Consider the following 18,277-nt stretch of genomic DNA (forward strand, 5'->3'; position numbering starts at 1 on the left):
TATAATAGTGAGAATCGATTCCATCTGGAACCTTTCCACTAAACTTTTTATACTAATGAAGAGCATTACAGAAAGCAGGTTTAGTATCATGATTGTAAAAAACGAAAAAGATTTAGAAGGATTAAAAGCAGTAGGTGCAGTTGTTTCACGTGTCAGGGAAGCAATGAAATTAGCTACCGTTCCCGGTATTACAACACTGGAGCTTGATTTAATCGCAAAGAAAATATTTGAGGAAACCGGAGCTGTTTCTGCACCTAAAAATGAGTATGATTTTCCCGGGTTTACATGTATCAGTGTAAACGAAGAAGTTGCTCATGGAATACCAGGAAAACGTATAATTAACGAAGGCGATATGGTAAATATCGACGTCTCTGCAGTATTAAATGGATATTATGGGGATACAGGAATTTCGTTCCCGGTTGGCACTACAACTAGTGAAAAAGAAAAATTATGCCAATGCGCAGTTGATGCTTTTTATCAGGGAATCAGCAAAGCTAAAGCAGGCTCCAAGAAAAACCAAATTGGTAAAGCTGTCTTCAATACAGCAAAACAAAATGGATTCACTGTCATCAAAAATTTAACCGGCCATGGAATAGGTAGAAGTCTGCATGAAAAACCAGATCATATTTTAAACTATTTTGACCCATGGGATTCAGAGCTTCTTCATGAAGGTACAGTATTGGCCGTTGAACCGTTTATTTCTACAAAAGCAACCATGGTTACAGAAGCCGGTGATGGATGGACATTTATCACGAGTGACAAAAGCTTGGTTGCACAATGTGAACATACTATCATAGTGACAAAGAATGAGCCGATTATATTAACATTATAATGTGCCTACGGCATTGACCTTATAAAGAGAGGGGACTATCCCTTCTCTTTCTTTTTGTCATTTTTATAAATCTTTCTAGAAACAGCATAAATCGTAGCTGACACTTACTTTTTGACAGTTATTAACAGCAAAAAGATTAAACTAATATATCCAAAAATCGGATACAATATAGAAATCAAAGGACCATATTCAATTTGGCCAATTATTAAACTTATGGCAAAAATCCCAACATATAGCGACCAGGAAGGCAGTTCCGTTGCTTTTTTTAGTTGCCTTTCGAGTCCAAAGGCATTTCCAATTAAGGTTGAAAAAATTTCTCCAAAAATAATGAATAAATAGAGCCCATATAAAAAAGGTGCTATTTGTTTCATTACATAGGCAGTAGGAATGTTAATCTGTTCAATTCCTGGTATGGAGGATAAGGAAATATGGCAGCTTACCAAAACAACGGATAAAATAAATCCTCCTAAATTTGCACCTTTTCGAATAATATCTTCATCCTTTATTTCGGCAGCCAATGGAACCAAAACAGCCTGTGTCAAAGCAAGGTTAAATGCCGTATAGGAGAAGGGCGATAAGACCATCTTCCAGCTTACTTCATCAGGAATGGTTAGCAGATTTTGAACAGGATTCATATGGAATAATGAAGCAAACATCAGGATTAAATTAAACATAATCATTGCAGGTACCACAAAGGTGTTAATAGATAATAAACCTTTAGTCCCCCAGCTCATGACAACAATTGATAGAAATGTAGTAAAAAGCATGCCCCCTATTTTAGAAAATCCCAATTGCTCTTCAAATAGACCGCCAACTCCTGACATCATAACACCTGTAACCCCAAACAACATGCCCATAGAGATGATATTAACAAAAAAGGATATACGTTTACCAAATAACCAATCATTAAATTCCATATAATTTTTAATATTTCTATGTAATGCTACAATCATTATTTTTCTGCCAATCCGAATAAAAATAAATCCCGAAAGAAGAATCCCTAATAGGCCATAAAGTCCATATTGGGTAAAAAATTCATATATTTCCTTTCCAGTTGCAAAACCCGCTCCAATAACCGTTCCAACATAAACAGCTGCAACTTGAAAAATATTTACATATTGACGATTCACCCTTGTCCCTCCCCGCTTACTACTCACTGTATGCGGGCTGATTGTCTTTATGACAAATTATTATTCTGGTGAATACCGGTTGCTTCTTACCACCTTGTTTCATTAATGAACGAGTGACATCTTATTTCCTCCTCAGCTTTTAGACAAAAAAAATAACTGCCGGTTAACGACAGCCAGTCCATCTTATTCTTCTATTTCATTTTATTCATTAATATATAGGTATTAATGGATTATTTAGTTAACGGTACGGATTTACCAATTCTTTTCAGAAGCTCAATCACCGTTTCCTTCTCTTCGACTGTTAACCCATCCATTAAATGCTCAATTCGTTCCTGATGCTCCGGGAATATCCCTTCCAGGAACTTCTTTCCCTTTTCCGTAATTTGCGCATATGTTACTCTTCGATCATTGGGACATGCAATCCTTTTTAATAATTGCTTTTTTTCCAGCTTATCTACTACATACGTGATACTTCCACTGGCAAGCAGGATTTTATCCCCTATATGCTGCAATGGTTGATCACCTTTATGGTAGAGTAGCTCAAGGACAGCAAATTCGGTTGGATTTACACCTGAGGCTTGGATATATTTGTTGGTATAGTCACTGATAGCTCGAAAAGCCCTCGACAGAACTATAAATACTTTTAAAGATTGATTTTGTTCTTCCATATTTAATCACCCACAATTAACGGATAAAATTCACTATTATCATCCGCGTAATTATACTTCTTTCCTATTAAAAAGTAAAACTTTATAATCATCCTGATAGTAGTAATAACCTAGTATTTAACCTTTATTTATTTTTCACTTTACAATTCTTTTGCAGAACATCCTAATATTTTGAGCACTAATCCTTTATTGATGATGTATAACCTTATGCAAACGAGGAGATTATTTTTCCTAAGGTACAAAATGAATCTTCTAATGTCTTCTAATAGGTATTGCTCTATATAAATAGACATCATATAAGGAATATCCTCTGGATGCAAACAATCATTTCATCTATTCGTAGGATGAGATTCAGTCATCCAAATCGTGCTGTATTGATGGATTTTTTAAGTATGAGCTTTTCAGTTCCCAGAAAAAGTACTGCGCACTTAACCTGAAAAAATAGGATTTATAACGAATATGGAGAAGGTCTCGCCTGAGGATAGGTGACGGAAGTGTATGGTATACCTATTCCTTCCACTGTGATCATTTAGAAAAGGGGTTATTCATGCATTCATAAATATGGCCTAAAATCGCGTATACTAAAGGAGTATATAAATCGACCTGGGCTAAAATGTACTTGCCGACCAGGTAGAGATATCTTTTTCAGAACTGATTATACCTATCCTAGTATTAAATTGTTACTTTGCTTTTATCCACAAACCATATGTAAATAGTAAATGGTAAATACGTTTTATGTCATAAAATCCTAGTTTTCACCTTTACGCATTCCTTGTTTATTTAATAATTAGTTATTGAGTATTTCATCCTAATATGTTCAAGAATTAACTGGTCAAGCTGCCGACTCAGATTTAATGTACCTTCATCTAGAAGGCCATTGTTCTTAGCATGGCTAATCATTTGTTCTCTTTTATTTCTTATGGCAGTTTCCAGCCAATCTTTTTGATTCTGCAAGAAAAGCTCCTCCTTCTTATTCACTAAAAAAATAACATTAAGTGGTATTATGTCAGAATTTTAAAATAATGTAAATACAATCGCAAAAAAAGACAAAAAATAATAATTATTTCATCTTCTTATTAAAGAATCTGTCTAACACTTCCAGCAAACAAAAATAAGAAACCCTTATAAATCAGAAGAGTTTCCATTTTACCATCCTATTCTAATTTTTTCTCTCAAGTGAACTCATGATTAATAGGCAGATAGATTTGAAACAGGGTTCCTTTCTCTTCTTCACTGGCAACTTCAATCCAACCGGCGTGCTCTTCAATGATTTTGTAGGTAACCATCAAACCTAGACCCGTCCCCTTTTCTTTTGTTGTATAGAATGGTTCTCCCAATTTATCAAGAACAGTCTCAGGGATTCCGGTTCCATAATCCTGTATCGATATTAATACATGGCTATCAAAAAATAATTCTGTTGTGATATCAATAAACCCTCCTGTAGGCATAGCCTCTATAGCGTTTTTGATTAAATTTATAAAAACTTGTTTAAGTTGGTTACTCTCACAATGGATGGGTGGTATTTTAGAAAAATGTGTGTGGAATTGAATATTATGCATAGATGCCTGCGCACTTAGCAGATCCAACGTATTTTCGATTGTGTTATTTACCTGTTTAATTTGATAGGAAACTGCCTGTGGTTTTGCAAGAATTAAAAAATCTGTAATGATTGTCTCGATTCTTTGTAATTCTGAAGAAATAACCTGGAAATAGGTTGAAAATTCGCCATTCAAGCTGCCTTCCAGTAATTGAATAAAACCTTTCAAAGCTGTCATAGGATTCCTGATTTCATGAGCAATACCAGCTGCCAGCTCACCCACAACATTCAACGTATCTGATTTTTTTAATTGTTCCTCCATTCGAATCTTATCTGTTACATCTCTAAAAATGGTTAGATTCTTACCCGGTATAACATCCAGTCTGGAGGAAAAATCCAGCTGTTTATTTTGCCCATCCCTGCAAGTAAGCTCACACACAAAATGATGATGCTTATTTTTATTGATCAAGGAAATATGCCTTTGTAAATGTTTCATCTGATGTTCAGTCAGTTCGAATATTTCATGGAAGTTTTTGTTTTGGATATGATCAATAGAAGCCCCTATAATTGCAGCACCAGGTTCATTAATATCATATATTTCCCCGTCTGCTCCCCAAATCATAATTCCATCAAAGGTACCGTCAAAAATTTTCTTGAATTTATTTTCCGAGATAAGAAGTTCCTGCTCCATCACCCACTTTTCACTAATATCTTTACAAATTAAAAGAGTATAAGGACTACTGCTAATCTGACTTTTTGTTAATTCTATAATCTTCTTTTTCCCACTCGATGAACTGAAAATAAGCTCATAACTCTCTTGTTCTTCCAAGATAAAAAGCGTATTTATCTTTTCGCCCGTAATTTTCTCTATATTCGTATTAATTAATTCCACCTGCGTTTTCTCAAACAATATGCAGGCTTGCTCATTAGCCTGTACGATGATTCCTTTAGAGTCCAGCATGATTATTCCATCCACGGATTGACAAAAGACATTTTGAATTCCTTCTATTAAATAGTGATTTTGCTCTGATTCTTCAAAACAATCGTAAATAATTGTATAGTACAAACCACTGTAAAAATTAAATTGTGTAGTATATTGATATGTAATCTCTTTTGAATCAAGACAAAGCTGAAATAAATTAAAACGGGAATTTCCGGATGATAGATGCTTGATAACAGTATCAAATTTATCTTTATCGGCGGCAGTAATAAATTGATAAATACTTTTGCCTAGAATTTTCGATCTCTCAATTTTGACCAACCCACAAAAGGCTTTATTACCATCCACGATGATTCCTTCTTTAGTATGGATAACAATATAGCACTTTAAATCATTAATAATATCTACATATAAATTATCCTTTTTTACATGATCCCTTGTACTCTCTGTTTTTAATGGGATTAACACATAGATAATTTTTTTTGAATATGAATCCAAAAGTCCATTAAGTTCAAGCTCAACTGAGCAGGTGTCATCAGAATTCCTTACTGAATATATATAATTTGAAAAACCATGCTGTTTCACGTTTCTGAGTTGATCATCAACCACCTCTTTTGAAACAGAGATATAAAAGTCCCGAAGATTTCCTGGTTTACCCTCTCGCCCTAACTGATGGTATAACTTGATTGCCTGTTCATTCTGAGATATGATTTCCATTTCCAAATCAGTAACAATAATTGCTTTTGTAAATGAGTTTAAAAAATGCTCCCATGTCTCGTAATCAGTTTTCAAGGCCGTATTTTTTTCTATAATCTTTACTTCCTTATCATTCAAATCCATATCAGCCAAGGGGATCCTCCTAATACCTGTGACATAATAAGATACTTATTCTACAAAATTATGGAAAAACCTTTTTAAACAATCAGAATCAGACTAAATACCTCCTTATGGTATAGATTAAAATATAAAAAAACCTGAAGAGATATCTTATAGAATCTCTTCAGGCTTTTAAAATACTATTAAAGGGATGGATTTTCATGCTTAGCCAGCAATCGGTTCCATCTTCTATCCACTTCTTGTTCAAATTCCTCAAGCATACCTGCATTTTCTTCCTGCAGCAGATGCTTTGTTTTCCCCATATATGTTAACCATTCAGATAGTTGAATACGTTTTTTCCTCGTTTCCGGATTATAAGTAATGGTAGTTTCACCATTCTCAACTTCGTATAGAGGGAAGAAACATGAGTTTACTGCCGCTTCCATAATCTTAGCACCATAACGTTCCTCTGCCTTCCAATTCAAAGGACAGGTGATTAATATTTTGCCATAAACGGTACCTACATTCTGCGCATACCATTGTGCCTTCACCGCTTTCTTAATTAAATCCTGCGGGAAAGCTTCCGATCCTGTAAATACATATGGTATTCCAGTGGCAGCCATGATTTGAGCTGTATCCTTATGATGAAAAGCTTTTCCTTTTTGTGCTCTTCCTACACCTGTTGTACTTGTCATATGACCAAGCGGAGTAGAGTAGGACATTTGCGAGCCTGTATTCATATATCCCTCATTATCATACTCAAGCATAATGAGTTTGTGATTGCGCAGTGCAGTTCCAATAGCTGAACCCATCCCTATATCCATGCCACCATCACCGGTGATCATAACGAAGGTCGCATCATCACTGATAGAGATTTCACCACGGCGTTTTTTCTCCAAAAATGCTTCAAGTGTACCTGATAAAGTTGCCGGCCCGTTTTGGAATAAGTTGTGAATCATCGTTTGTTTGTGAGAGCTATATGGATATGCCGTTGTTACCACATAGGCACAGCCTGTTTGGAACAGAACAACAACATCCCCCTCGATTCCTTTAAAGAACAGCTCCAATGCTGGAAAAATTCCGCATCCTGGACATGCTCCATGACCGGAAGCCAAACGTTTTGGTTTGCTCATTAATGAGCGTAAAGGAGGTATACGTACCTTTAATTTTCCACTCTCCTCATCAGGAGTTACCTGAATAAGCCCTGTCTTATATAAATCTTCGTTATTCGGCTTTAAAAGTGGCTGTGGTTGGGCTTCAGGCAATCCCGGATTGACACCGTAATAATCAAATACTTTTTCAATTTGGCCATTATTTAATGTTTGCAATGCCATATCAAAAAATGCCCTTGCATCCTCCGGATAAAAATCCTTTCCTCCTAAACCAAACACACGGCTTAACACAGCAGTATGATTATCCTGATCTTCCTGTAAGGCAGATTTCACTTCATGTGTAAGGTTGGGACCATTGGCACCATAGGAATCTGCTCTCTCGCCAACCAACAGTACTTTAACATTCTTCAGAGCCTTTCTGATTTCTTCTGCCGGGAACGGACGAATTATGTTAGGACTGATCACGCCAGCTTTAATTCCTTGTTTTCTTAAATCATCGACCGTATCTTTAGCTGTCTCGGCAGCTGAATTTAACAGGAATAAGGCAACTTCCGCGTCCTCCATCTTATATAGATCCAATACTCCATATTGGCGACCTGACAGTTCAGCATATTCACAAGCTACCTGAGTAAAAACCTCTCCGGCTTTATACATCGCTTCAGACTGCTGATAGTGATTATTGATCAAATCATCCCCATTCATATGTGCACCAATCGTTACCGGGTTGTGAATATCTACGTGCGGAAAATGAGTTGGCATTTCACCAATAAATTTTTGCACAATCTCTCTATCTTTAAAGTAGTTTACTTTTCTCTTTTGATGGGATGTAAAGAATCCATCATAAGCGACTATAACAGGTAAACGTACATCGGAATGCTCCGAGATTTTCAACGCCATTATATTCATATCGTAAACAGCTTGAGGTGTTCTGGCTGTCAAAATGATCCAACCTGTATTTAAGGCAAAATATAAATCAGAATGGTCGCCCCGAATGTCGAGCGGACCACTGATTGATCTAGTAACAAGATTCATAACCATTGGAAATCTTGTACCTGATTGAACAGGTAGCTGCTCTAGCATATACATAAGTCCATTTGCGCTTGTGGCATTAAAAACCCTGGCTCCTGTCACGGCAGCACCATAACAAATACCTGCCGAACCATGTTCTCCATCAGCCGCAATTAATTGAATATCATGTTCTCCTCTGGATTTCATAATATCTAAATACTGAGCTATTTCAGTTGATGGGGTAATTGGAAAATACCCCATTAAGTGATAATTGATTTGTGCTGCAGCCATTGCGGCCATTTCATTACCTGATTCAAAGGTAGTCACTTGTTCAGCCATTGTATCCTTTACCAATTCAGTTAGTTCTACTTCTGATATCGCCATTATTTCATCCCTCCTGCTACATAAGGATTACGTTGTTTCACTGTATTTTCCTCAGCAAAACCTAAGATTTCCCGCATTTCCCGAAGGGCGCTAGTCGGACACGCTTCAATACATTTCAAGCAGCCTTTACAGTATTGATAATCAATCCCTGTTAAAAACATTTGCTTGCGTCCACGCTTATCTTCTCCCTCTTCCCAGACAAAACAAAAATCCGGACAAGCTGTATCACAGGCAGCACAATGTATACATTTTTCAGCATCCCATTCAGGTAAAAAACCCTGTCTGGAACCGGACAAGTCTTTAAGTATACTGTTACCCTGAGCAATGATCGTGCCGCCAATAACTTGGGTTTCGTATCCCAATAAAGGTAATGCTCTTTTAAAACTTTTGCCCTCTGCATCTTGAGGTACCTCAAAATGTTTAAACGTCACTTCATGATAGCCACGTTCAAACGTACGGATATTTGGCTCAACTAAATGTGGATATTTCTTTTCGAATGTTTTTCTAATTACGTCTTTCATGGACTCGGGATTGAGGAAATCACATATACGGAACAAAGCTCCAAGCATAGCTGTGTTCACTTTTGTTTTTTCTTCTACTGCAATACCAAGTGCATCGACGATTGCAAGCGTTCCATACTGAAGATTTAAGTCATTTTTTATTTCATCGAACTGACGAGTTGAATTAACAAGAACGATACCATCCGGACGTAAACCACTCACCACATCAACCATTTTATAAAGTGCTTCATGAAAAACACCAATAACATGAGGCTCTTCAATTGGACTATGATCACGTATTTCAGTTTCGGCATCGCAGAAACGAACAAAGCTCTTTACAGGAGATCCCTTTTTTTCCGAACCATAGGAGGAAAAATTGGATCCATTTAAACCATGCCCCAGAACACCTGATTCAGCCAGCATTTTTCCGGCTAGATTTGCCCCTAGTCCTCCGATTGACTCTAGGCGAATTTCATAAAAACCTTGCTCATTCTTTTTCGGAAGAATTGTCATTATTTTCCCTCCCTATTTCATAACGAAAAAGTTTGTTTAGTTTATCTTTAAATATTATTTAAATACTGATGAATACAGTTTTTTAATTGGAATTATTTATATATTGAAACCAATAGCTATTCTGCATTTAAACTATATATAACAGATATCTATATTCTTATAGTACAGATACATAGATTATAGTACGGAAATACACGATTATCACATTGTTAATAATGGTTCAAACGGATGGTTTTACCAATTCATCTCTCAATTGTTTGATTACCATTATAAAGGGGAATAATAGAAAGAATTTTTCCGGAAATAATAGGAGGCAGCTATGAGACAGAGGGAAAGTTATTTTGACAACGCAAAAGTCATATTAATGTTTTTTGTTGTCTTTGGTCATATTTTACGAACATATATTGATCAAAATGAAACGATTTATGCTTTATACACTACAATCTATACCTTCCATATGCCTGCTTTTATACTGTTATCAGGCTTTTTTGCAAAAGGCTTTAACAAAAAAGGCTATATAAAAAAGCTAAGTACTAAACTGATTCTTCCCTATTTACTTTTTCAGGTTATCTATACGATTTATTATTATTACCTATTTGATAAATCAACACTTAAGTTCGAAGCATTGGAACCCAATTGGTCCTTATGGTTTCTGTTAAGTCTATTCTTTTGGAATTTAATGCTTTTCGTCTTTACAAAATTCAAACCTTTAGTAGGGATTGGATTAGCAATAGCGCTTGCTTTACTTGTGGGATATATTGATACAATCTCTACTTATCTGAGTTTATCCCGAACATTTGTCTTCTTTCCATTTTTCCTGATTGGTTATCACAGTCAGAAGGAACATTTTCAAAAAATAACAACAGTGAAAAGTAAATTTTACGCTTTGGCATCCTTTGGTGTAATTTTTATATGGTTTTCATTTTTCCCGGAAATAGACTCCCAGTGGCTGCTCGGTTCAAAGCCTTATTCGGAAATTGAGACAGTATCGTTCCTTTCTATGTTTAAGCGCCTTGGATTTTTCATCGTTAATTCTCTTATGATCGTCAGCTTTATGGCCCTTGTACCTAGAGGTAGCTATTTCTTTACTAGATGGGGCACTCAAACCCTTTATGTATATTTATTGCATGGCTTTTTTGTCCGGACCTTTAGATTTACAAGTTTAAATGAATATTTCACTACTGCAGAACACTATATACTATTAGCAGCAATTTCATTGATTATTACAATCATCCTGTCGAGTACATTAGTCAAGTCAATTACACAGCCAATGATTGAGTTTAACACCCGTCATACTAAAATGATGTTCTATAAATTAAAAGGCTTATTACATTTTTATAAACAAAAATATGATTTATCTAAATCCATGAATCGCAGTCCTTCGGAATAATGAATATTCCGAAGGACTTTTTTGTACCGCTATATTTCCCAAAACCTTTTACCCATACACTCCATTATTCCCTTGGTCATCTCTCATTTTTAACTACTGAAAATTAAACCGTACCATCTTAGAACCCATGTAAAATATCGCCAATACTGTAAACCCATACTCAAATATGATAATATGAATTGTTAGCAAACGGTGAAAGGAAGTATGACAAATACATGAGAATTATTGGAACTACTTTAAATGCCAAATATATTCATACCAATTTAGCCCTTCGTTATTTAAAAGCGTATGCAGCACCCGAGTACAATGTAGAAATTATTGAATACACCATTAAAGATCCGGTTATGAACATCGTTACAGATTTGTATAACCAAAAGCCAGATGTAATCGGCTTTAGCTGTTATATATGGAATATGGAAGAAATTAAAAAAGTCATTACCATACTCAAAAAAATCAATCCGGACATCTATATTGTTCTTGGAGGTCCAGAGGTAACATACGATCCATTTTTCTGGCTCAAAGATATCCCAGGCGCTGATTTCATCGTAATAGGTGAAGGAGAAGCCACATTTAAAAATCTTATAGCTGAAATAGATGGCAATAAAGACTTTCACACTGTTCAGGGAATTGCGTATCTTGAAGGTGAAAAACCTATCCTGACACCTGCCGCTCCAAAGGTAGATTTAAAGTCTATTCCATCACCATTTAGATTTGAAGAAGATATCCCTAACTTGTCGAAGAGAATCACGTATATTGAAACAAGCCGCGGTTGTCCTTTTAACTGTCAATTCTGTCTCTCATCCATCGAAACCGGCGTACGTTTCTTTAATAGAGAAGATATTAAAGAAGATATCCGTTTCTTGATGAAAAATGGAGCAAAAACAATTAAATTTATGGACCGTACTTTTAATATCAGTCGTAGCTATGCTCTCGACATATTTGAATTTTTAATTAAAGAGCATGAACCAGGTTGCGTTTTTCAATTTGAGATTACAGCAGATATTATGAAGCCTGAAGTAATTGAATACTTAAACAAAGAAGCTCCTCCCGGCCTATTTCGCTTCGAGATAGGAGTCCAATCAACCAATGATTATACTAATGAACTAGTCAAAAGAAAACAGAACTTCGATAAATTAAAGCGTACAGTCACCATGATTAAGGATGGCGGGAAAGTGGATCAGCATCTTGATCTTATTGCAGGACTTCCCGAAGAAAATTATAGCTCCTTCCGAAAAACATTTGATGATGTGTTTGAAATGCGGCCAGAGGAACTTCAATTGGGCTTCTTAAAAATGCTTCGCGGCACAGGCTTGAGAACTCAGGCTAAACAATGGGATTATCAATATATGGATCAAGCCCCATACGAAATTGTCAGCAATAATGTAATGCCGTTTTCCGATATTATTAAAATTAAGCAGGTTGAGGATGTACTGGAAAAGTATTGGAATGATCACCGAATGGATCTTGGAATGGAGTATATAGTAGGCACTGTTTATAGCTCCCCTTTTGATTTCTTCCAAGAATTCGGAAGTTATTGGGAAGAAAAAAAATGGTCACGCATTGGACATCAGCCTGAGGATCTATTTAAGCGCCTCGTCGAATTTATCGGTGTAACGAATCCCGATAGCCTTAAAACACTGATTGCCTTACTAAAAGTGGATTATTTATCACAACTTACCTTTAAACCACGTAAACCATGGTGGGAATATTCCATGACAAAAAATGAGAAATCTCCAATCTATCAGGCCGTTTTGGCTAATCCTCATCTGGTTGGTGAGAAATTTAAGGCACTGAATTTAAACGAAAAAGAACTGTACAAGCATGTTCTGATTGATGAACTATCTATTGATATGAATCATTATTTAGAAACTGGCGAAATAATAACGGCTCCGACCTTGTTGATTGCATACTTCCACCCAAAGCATGGTGGGTCCAAGCTATTTTATGTCCCTTCAGCAGTATTTTCATAAGAAATAGAGCTCGACTAACGTCGAGTCTCTATTTTTTTATTCTCCCTGTTTACCACGCTTAGAATTACGGTTAGCGCCCTTCATTGGGTTCTCACCATGTGTAAATTCCGCAGAAAACTCAGTTTCCTGTAGATTTTTTTTAGGGGTTTTACTCAGTTTATTAACCGCATTCATTTCTGCCTTACGTTTCATTTTACACACTCCTTTATGCGGTTAGTATTTGTTCGGGAATCTATTTCATGCAATATTTCATACTTTATCAAAAGGGAAACCATGCCTATTCCTCCATACTTTAAACTGCATTAGATCATGTTTTTCATCCATATTAATGGTGTGGAGGAATCAAAAATCCACAGTATATGTAGTGAGGTGAATGAAATGTCCAGCAGTAATAAATTATTGGTACCAGGTGTACAGCAAATGCTTGATCAATATAAATATGAAATAGCCGCTGAATTCGGCGTTACGTTAGGGTCAGATACGGTCTCACGAGCGAACGGATCAGTAGGAGGAGAAATAACCAAACAGCTCGTTAAACATGCACAAGCGCAAATGAGTGGAAAAACTAAATAACCTTATATGGCAAAGAAAATGTCCGGTATTTTACCGGACATTTTCTGATTAGTTATGTAAATGACTGAATTTATTGATACATTCCTTTTCTTTTCTGATTCTGATTACGTTCATCTTGCTTCCCTCTTTGATGCTGCGGTTTCCGGACATCACGCTTGTCCACCTGCTCTTGCTTCCTCGCATCTCGCTTGTCCACCTGATCTTGTTTCCGACTTTTATAAGGTTGCTTATTTGGTTTATTTCGCTTATCTACTTGTTGTTTGTTTCGGTCAGTATCTCTTTTATTTTGATTGGTTTTCCTTTCTTTCTGGATGGTATCCTTTCTTACCTCTTTGTTTATAGGCTGGTCTTTAGAGGGTGGCCTCTGCTTTGAATTGTTATCCTTATGTTGTTGTTTTACAGCCTTCTCTTCTGTAGTATGTATAGCTTTAGCATCTTTTGTAACGGTGCCCGCCTTTTTAGGCACTTCAACAGATCCTTGCTTATTTTCCTGAATGACTGCAGACTTATTCGGAATTTGGGTTCGGTCACTACTGTTACTGGTTTGCTGTTTTATTTCAACTTTTTCCACACTTGAGCTTTTATGATTGCTTTTTTCTTCTGTTACTTTAATTTTATCATTTTTCTTTACTCCAGTTGAAGGCTGATTCTTGGTTTTCTTATTGGTTTGCTCTAGGTATGTACCCGTAGAAATCCCTTTATCTGTTGCTTCCTGTCTATCTTTAACAGAGGCCTTTTTCATTTCAATGTTCACGGAATTATCAATTTGCGGGATATCCTGAGTATCAGTTAATTTTTTCTGTAAGGAATATTCAAAATTTCGATTATCCTTTTCAATCATTACGGTGGAGAACAAGATATTGGAATTGGTTTTAAGATGCCCGGCACTGCGATTTAAAGTAACCATTTCACTGATAACATCGTCCATATCTCTGCCCTTCCATTCCTTAAGTCTTGCTATAATTTCTTTCCCTTCTTCGTTAATTCCCTTTACTTCAACCACTTTTAGTTCGTCTGTTATACCAAGTTCGATACTTGATTTAACATCCATACTGACATAAGCTGATACCTTTGAATTAGTTAAAAACGCAGGAAAGAAACAAACTATTAAAAAAACAGCTGCTGCTAATGCTGGAACCAGTATTTTTAATTTCCATCCATTCTTCTTGCTGAATATTGGTTTTGAGTTTGTAACATCAATCCTGACTTCTTCACCGATTTGATAGTCTTTGCGTTCTTTATTCAATTTAATGAAATCGCCTTCAGGGGTCAATACAGTAATTTCCGTTGATGATATTTGCATAATGATTCCACACTTCAATTTGAAAGAACCCCCTTCAAGTAATCCTTTAAGAACAAATAATCTCCCGTTAAAATCAAAACCATAGCTATTATATAAATGCGGTTGCGTTCAATTGTCTTTCTTGAAACCTCAACTTTTTCTTCCATCATTTTGATAGGCAGTTTTTTCTTGTCTATGACATATTGAAGCATCAAAGGCTCATCTGCTATTGTTTTAGCGATTTTTATGGCATTATTCCTTGCATCCACATGCTTTGGTGTATGTTTGACTAATTGGTCAAAGGTTATATGAAAGATTTTTAATAATTCAGTATATCGAATAATCTCATCCTTTAAATTTTCGGAGTTTAATTGTCTCTGATGGTTTTCAATTGATTTTTCTATATCTAATGGACTTTGTATGTATTCATCTTCTGAAACATGTTGGATTTCAAAAGACAGTTCATTCATTTTTTTTGATTGTGACCTTATATAATCTATAACTCTTCTTCGGATTACCGTATCTGCAAATGGCAATAAGCCATTTCCTTTATCAGGTGAAAACTTATCTATTGCATCGTTAAAAGCAATTAGACCAATACTAAATTCATCATCTGTTTCTCGGATATAACGCCGGCATACAGATGAAACAGATTTTTTAATAAAGGGTTTGTATTTTTTAAGCAAATTATTTCTTAATTCCAGATCCCCTTCTTGTATTAAGAGTACGGTTTCTGTTAAATCCTGCTTTTTTCTCAGAATCGGAAAAAGCATACCAAGCATTATGTTCACCTCATCCCTGCACAAATTATACCATATGTTGCAATGTATGGTCTTTGTGGGATGTTTTCACTCTTCATTTGTTATAAATAATGCTTGGTCGGTTTATTTATTATGCTATATCATACGTACACAAATTTCCGTATATAGGGGTTATAACCAAATTTTATCCAAGTGGTTGCAAAAATAAAAAAACCGGAACGCACATAATCATGCATCCCGGGTCTTCACTTAATCTATTAATTTATATCTTTGTAATTTTACATTTCCTGGTCAATTTGATTTTTAGCTTTCAAATCTTTACCTGATACGAGGTATCCAATAACCACAATCGATACTAAGACACCCCAGAATATGATTTTCCAAGTTGTAGACTCTGGGAAATGATGGTCAAGAATTCCAACACCTGGATGTGCTAATGTCATGACAGCCAGCTTAACCCCCACCCAGCCGACAATTAGAAAAGCAGCTGTTTCCAGAGATGGTCGCTTGTTTAATAGTACAACAAATTGTGTTGCAGCAAACCTCATAATAACTAATCCAATAAATCCTCCAAGGAACATAACAATAAATTGCCCACCATTGATACCGCCGATATTAAACGACCCTACCGCCGGTAGAGTTACAGCTAAAGCAACAGCTGCAAGCATGGAATCTACTGCAAATGCCAAGTCTGCTACCTCGACCTTTAGAACAGTCATCCAGAAACCGGATTTCTTTTTTTCCTTGACCGCTTCATCTTCAGATTTCAAGAAATAGTGTTTCACTAAATAATTAATCATAATGTAGAGCAAATATACAGCTCCAATTGCTTGTATTTGCCATAAATCTACAAGTAATGAAATCAGGAACAGGGAACCGATCCTAAAGACGAACGCACCAATTAGTCCATAAAACAAAGCTTTTTTCTGTTGTTCCTTCGGAAGATGTTTAACCATTACAGCCATTACGACTGCGTTATCGGCTGCAAGAATTCCTTCAAGTCCAATTAACACCAATAATACCCAGGCGTACTCTAAAATTATTGCCCAATCCATAAGTAAACCTCCTTTTATTTTCCAAACCAACAAAAAAGACCCATGCCAAAAAAGTAATTCTTTTTTGACAAAGGTCTTGCTAGACATTGTAAAAATGCCAACAAAGCCGATGGTAAAAACCACGTACTGACGACTTTGTTTTAGGTTTCCCTAACGCTACTCCCCTTTGAAAGGTTTGTATGAAGTTTGTATACCTATTATATTGGCTTCTGGATACAAGCGCAAGTATTAACTCATAGATAGTATTTATTTTGATAGTTTTATTAATTTCAGATATTCCTTGATTACCTTCATCATCGATTTCCTTTTGCCAAAGTAGGCTGTTAACAGTGCATGGAAATGTTCATATTTCCCTTCATAAGGATACCACTGAATCTCCGATTTTTTGAGGCCCATATCTTCCATTACTGCTTTTTCATGACAAAATATACGAAGACCCTGATCCCCATGATACCTGCCTATTCCGCTTTCTTTAACTCCGCCAAATGGAAGATTATTATTGGCAACTGTTATTAAAACATCATTAATTAACACAGCACCTGACAAAAGCTTCTTAGCTGTCAGCCGTCCTTTTTCCTTATTTGTTGTCCAAACACTTGCATTTAATCCGTATTTGGAATGATTAGCGGCTCGTATAGCTTCTTCTTCTGTTTCAACAGTCAGTATAGGCAGAACCGGACCAAATGTTTCCTCCTGCATCACAAGCATATCCTCTGAAACATTTGTTAAAACAATCGGCTTAATAAACATGGAATTTTCATTCCATTCAGAAGGCGGATCACCAGTCAGGAGAGTGGCGCCTTTTAATAGGGCATCTTCAATATGCTCTCTTACAATAGATATTTGCTGTATTGAGGTCATAGAACCGATATCTGATTCTTTTCCATTTCCTTGCTTTAATTGATTAACAATTGGAAGTAACTCCTGTAAGAATGGCTCAAGCGCCTCTCTTTGGATAATCAATCTCTCTACACTCATACAAACTTGACCGCTATTTGTAAATGCTCCCCAAACAGCCCCCTTTGCTGCACGCTTATAATCAGCATCACTAAACACAATCATTGGATCCTTTCCACCGAGCTCAAGAGTGGTTGGGATAAGATCTCGTGCTGCTATTTCCTGAATAATACGTCCCGTACCTACAGACCCTGTAAAAAAGATATAATCAGGCTTTTGCTTCGTAAGACTGGCACCAAGTTCCTTACCGCCATGGGCTACTTGAAAAACATGATCAGGAAATCCAGCTTCTTTAAACAATGTTTCAATTAACTTACCCACTGCCGGAGTAACTTCTGATGGTTTCAAAATAACCGTATTACCGCCTGCAAGCGCGGATACAACAGGAACCATAGCCAAAAGGAATGGATAATTCCATGGTGAGATAACAAGCACAGAGCCTCTTGGCATATAATGAATACTCGATTTATGACCCATTAACAAAAAAGGTGTACGAACCTTTTGTGCCTTAAATGTTTTTTTCGCATGTTTTTCAATATGACTAATAGCATCGAGGGCAGGCATGATATCAGCCACTAATGCATCTGTTTTGACTTTCCCTGTATCCTTTGAAATGAGCTCAACAATTTCATCAAGTCTATTCACAATCGTATGCCGCAACTGCTTTAGATAGCGTAAACGTTCGTCTATATCTAATTGTGACCACGAAAGAAAAGCCCCTTTGGATTTATTCATTATTTCACCAGCTTGACTAGCCGGCATCTCCTCATACTGCATAATCAGTTCTCCCGTTGCAGGAGCATATACATTTACCATTTCTTTTAAGGCTTCCAACTTTGTTCCTCCTCT

15 protein-coding genes and 1 riboswitch are annotated in these 18,277 nt (G+C 36.2%); of the genes, 4 read left to right on the forward strand and 11 right to left on the reverse strand.

Annotated elements, in window-relative coordinates:
- The first annotated feature begins 88 nt into the window (after nt 1-88).
- Nucleotides 89-832, forward strand: a complete 744-nt coding sequence (map, locus tag FHY45_RS02630) for a type I methionyl aminopeptidase (protein WP_066100948.1) — start codon at nt 89-91, stop codon at nt 830-832.
- Between the two features lie 104 nt (nt 833-936).
- Here map and FHY45_RS02635 read toward each other — a convergent pair whose 3' ends face one another.
- The 6 genes from FHY45_RS02635 to FHY45_RS02660 form a co-directional block, all read right to left on the reverse strand.
- Nucleotides 937-1,962: a YkvI family membrane protein gene (locus tag FHY45_RS02635; protein ID WP_066100949.1), complete on the reverse strand. Its 1,026-nt coding sequence runs from the start codon at nt 1,960-1,962 to the stop codon at nt 937-939.
- Between the two features lie 230 nt (nt 1,963-2,192).
- Nucleotides 2,193-2,630: a MarR family winged helix-turn-helix transcriptional regulator gene (locus FHY45_RS02640; RefSeq protein WP_066100952.1), complete on the reverse strand. Its 438-nt coding sequence runs from the start codon at nt 2,628-2,630 to the stop codon at nt 2,193-2,195.
- A 780-nt stretch (nt 2,631-3,410) separates the two neighbouring features.
- Nucleotides 3,411-3,584, reverse strand: coding sequence for an aspartyl-phosphate phosphatase Spo0E family protein (locus FHY45_RS02645; RefSeq protein ID WP_077247946.1), 174 nt, complete (start codon nt 3,582-3,584; stop codon nt 3,411-3,413).
- Between the two features lie 218 nt (nt 3,585-3,802).
- Nucleotides 3,803-5,947: a PAS domain S-box protein gene (locus tag FHY45_RS02650; RefSeq protein WP_225983712.1), complete on the reverse strand. Its 2,145-nt coding sequence runs from the start codon at nt 5,945-5,947 to the stop codon at nt 3,803-3,805.
- Between the two features lie 179 nt (nt 5,948-6,126).
- Nucleotides 6,127-8,427, reverse strand: coding sequence for a thiamine pyrophosphate-dependent enzyme (locus tag FHY45_RS02655; protein ID WP_066100958.1), 2,301 nt, complete (start codon nt 8,425-8,427; stop codon nt 6,127-6,129).
- Nucleotides 8,427-9,440 (reverse strand): 2-oxoacid:acceptor oxidoreductase family protein, encoded by a 1,014-nt coding sequence (locus tag FHY45_RS02660; RefSeq protein WP_066100961.1) that lies wholly within the window; start codon nt 9,438-9,440, stop codon nt 8,427-8,429. The genes FHY45_RS02655 and FHY45_RS02660 overlap by 1 nt, the downstream gene beginning before the upstream one ends.
- A 319-nt stretch (nt 9,441-9,759) precedes the next feature.
- Here FHY45_RS02660 and FHY45_RS02665 point away from each other — a divergent pair, with 319 nt between their 5' ends.
- A complete protein-coding gene (locus tag FHY45_RS02665) occupies nt 9,760-10,830 on the forward strand; it encodes an acyltransferase family protein (protein WP_139891322.1) in 1,071 nt (356 codons plus the stop codon).
- 215 nt (nt 10,831-11,045) lie between these two features.
- Nucleotides 11,046-12,800 carry a B12-binding domain-containing radical SAM protein gene (locus FHY45_RS02670; protein ID WP_066100969.1) on the forward strand — a complete coding sequence of 585 codons (1,755 nt, stop codon included), beginning with the start codon at nt 11,046-11,048 and terminating at the stop codon, nt 12,798-12,800.
- 36 nt (nt 12,801-12,836) lie between these two features.
- Here FHY45_RS02670 and FHY45_RS20415 read toward each other — a convergent pair whose 3' ends face one another.
- Nucleotides 12,837-12,992, reverse strand: coding sequence for a hypothetical protein (locus FHY45_RS20415; protein WP_175354219.1), 156 nt, complete (start codon nt 12,990-12,992; stop codon nt 12,837-12,839).
- Between the two features lie 186 nt (nt 12,993-13,178).
- On the opposite strand from FHY45_RS20415, the gene FHY45_RS02675 reads away from it, so the two are divergent.
- Nucleotides 13,179-13,373, forward strand: coding sequence for an alpha/beta-type small acid-soluble spore protein (locus tag FHY45_RS02675; RefSeq protein WP_066100972.1), 195 nt, complete (start codon nt 13,179-13,181; stop codon nt 13,371-13,373).
- A 70-nt stretch (nt 13,374-13,443) separates the two neighbouring features.
- On the opposite strand, the gene FHY45_RS02680 is transcribed toward FHY45_RS02675, so the two are convergent.
- From FHY45_RS02680 to FHY45_RS02695, 4 genes are all read right to left on the reverse strand, one after another.
- A complete protein-coding gene (locus FHY45_RS02680; protein ID WP_139891323.1) occupies nt 13,444-14,694 on the reverse strand; it encodes an anti-sigma factor domain-containing protein in 1,251 nt (416 codons plus the stop codon).
- Nucleotides 14,691-15,446, reverse strand: coding sequence for an RNA polymerase sigma factor SigI (gene sigI / locus FHY45_RS02685; protein ID WP_225983669.1), 756 nt, complete (start codon nt 15,444-15,446; stop codon nt 14,691-14,693). The genes FHY45_RS02680 and sigI overlap by 4 nt, the downstream gene beginning before the upstream one ends.
- A 248-nt stretch (nt 15,447-15,694) precedes the next feature.
- Entirely contained in the window at nt 15,695-16,471 is a 777-nt protein-coding gene (locus FHY45_RS02690) for a TerC family protein (RefSeq protein ID WP_066100981.1), read from the reverse strand.
- 81 nt (nt 16,472-16,552) lie between these two features.
- Nucleotides 16,553-16,648: riboswitch (yybP-ykoY riboswitch) on the reverse strand.
- 69 nt (nt 16,649-16,717) lie between these two features.
- The gene (locus tag FHY45_RS02695) at nt 16,718-18,262 is read right to left on the reverse strand and encodes an aldehyde dehydrogenase family protein (RefSeq protein WP_257468954.1); all 1,545 of its coding nucleotides are present in this window, start codon (nt 18,260-18,262) and stop codon (nt 16,718-16,720) included.
- Between the last annotated feature and the right edge of the window lie 15 nt (nt 18,263-18,277).

The organism is Bacillus sp. D386 (assembly GCF_006346415.1).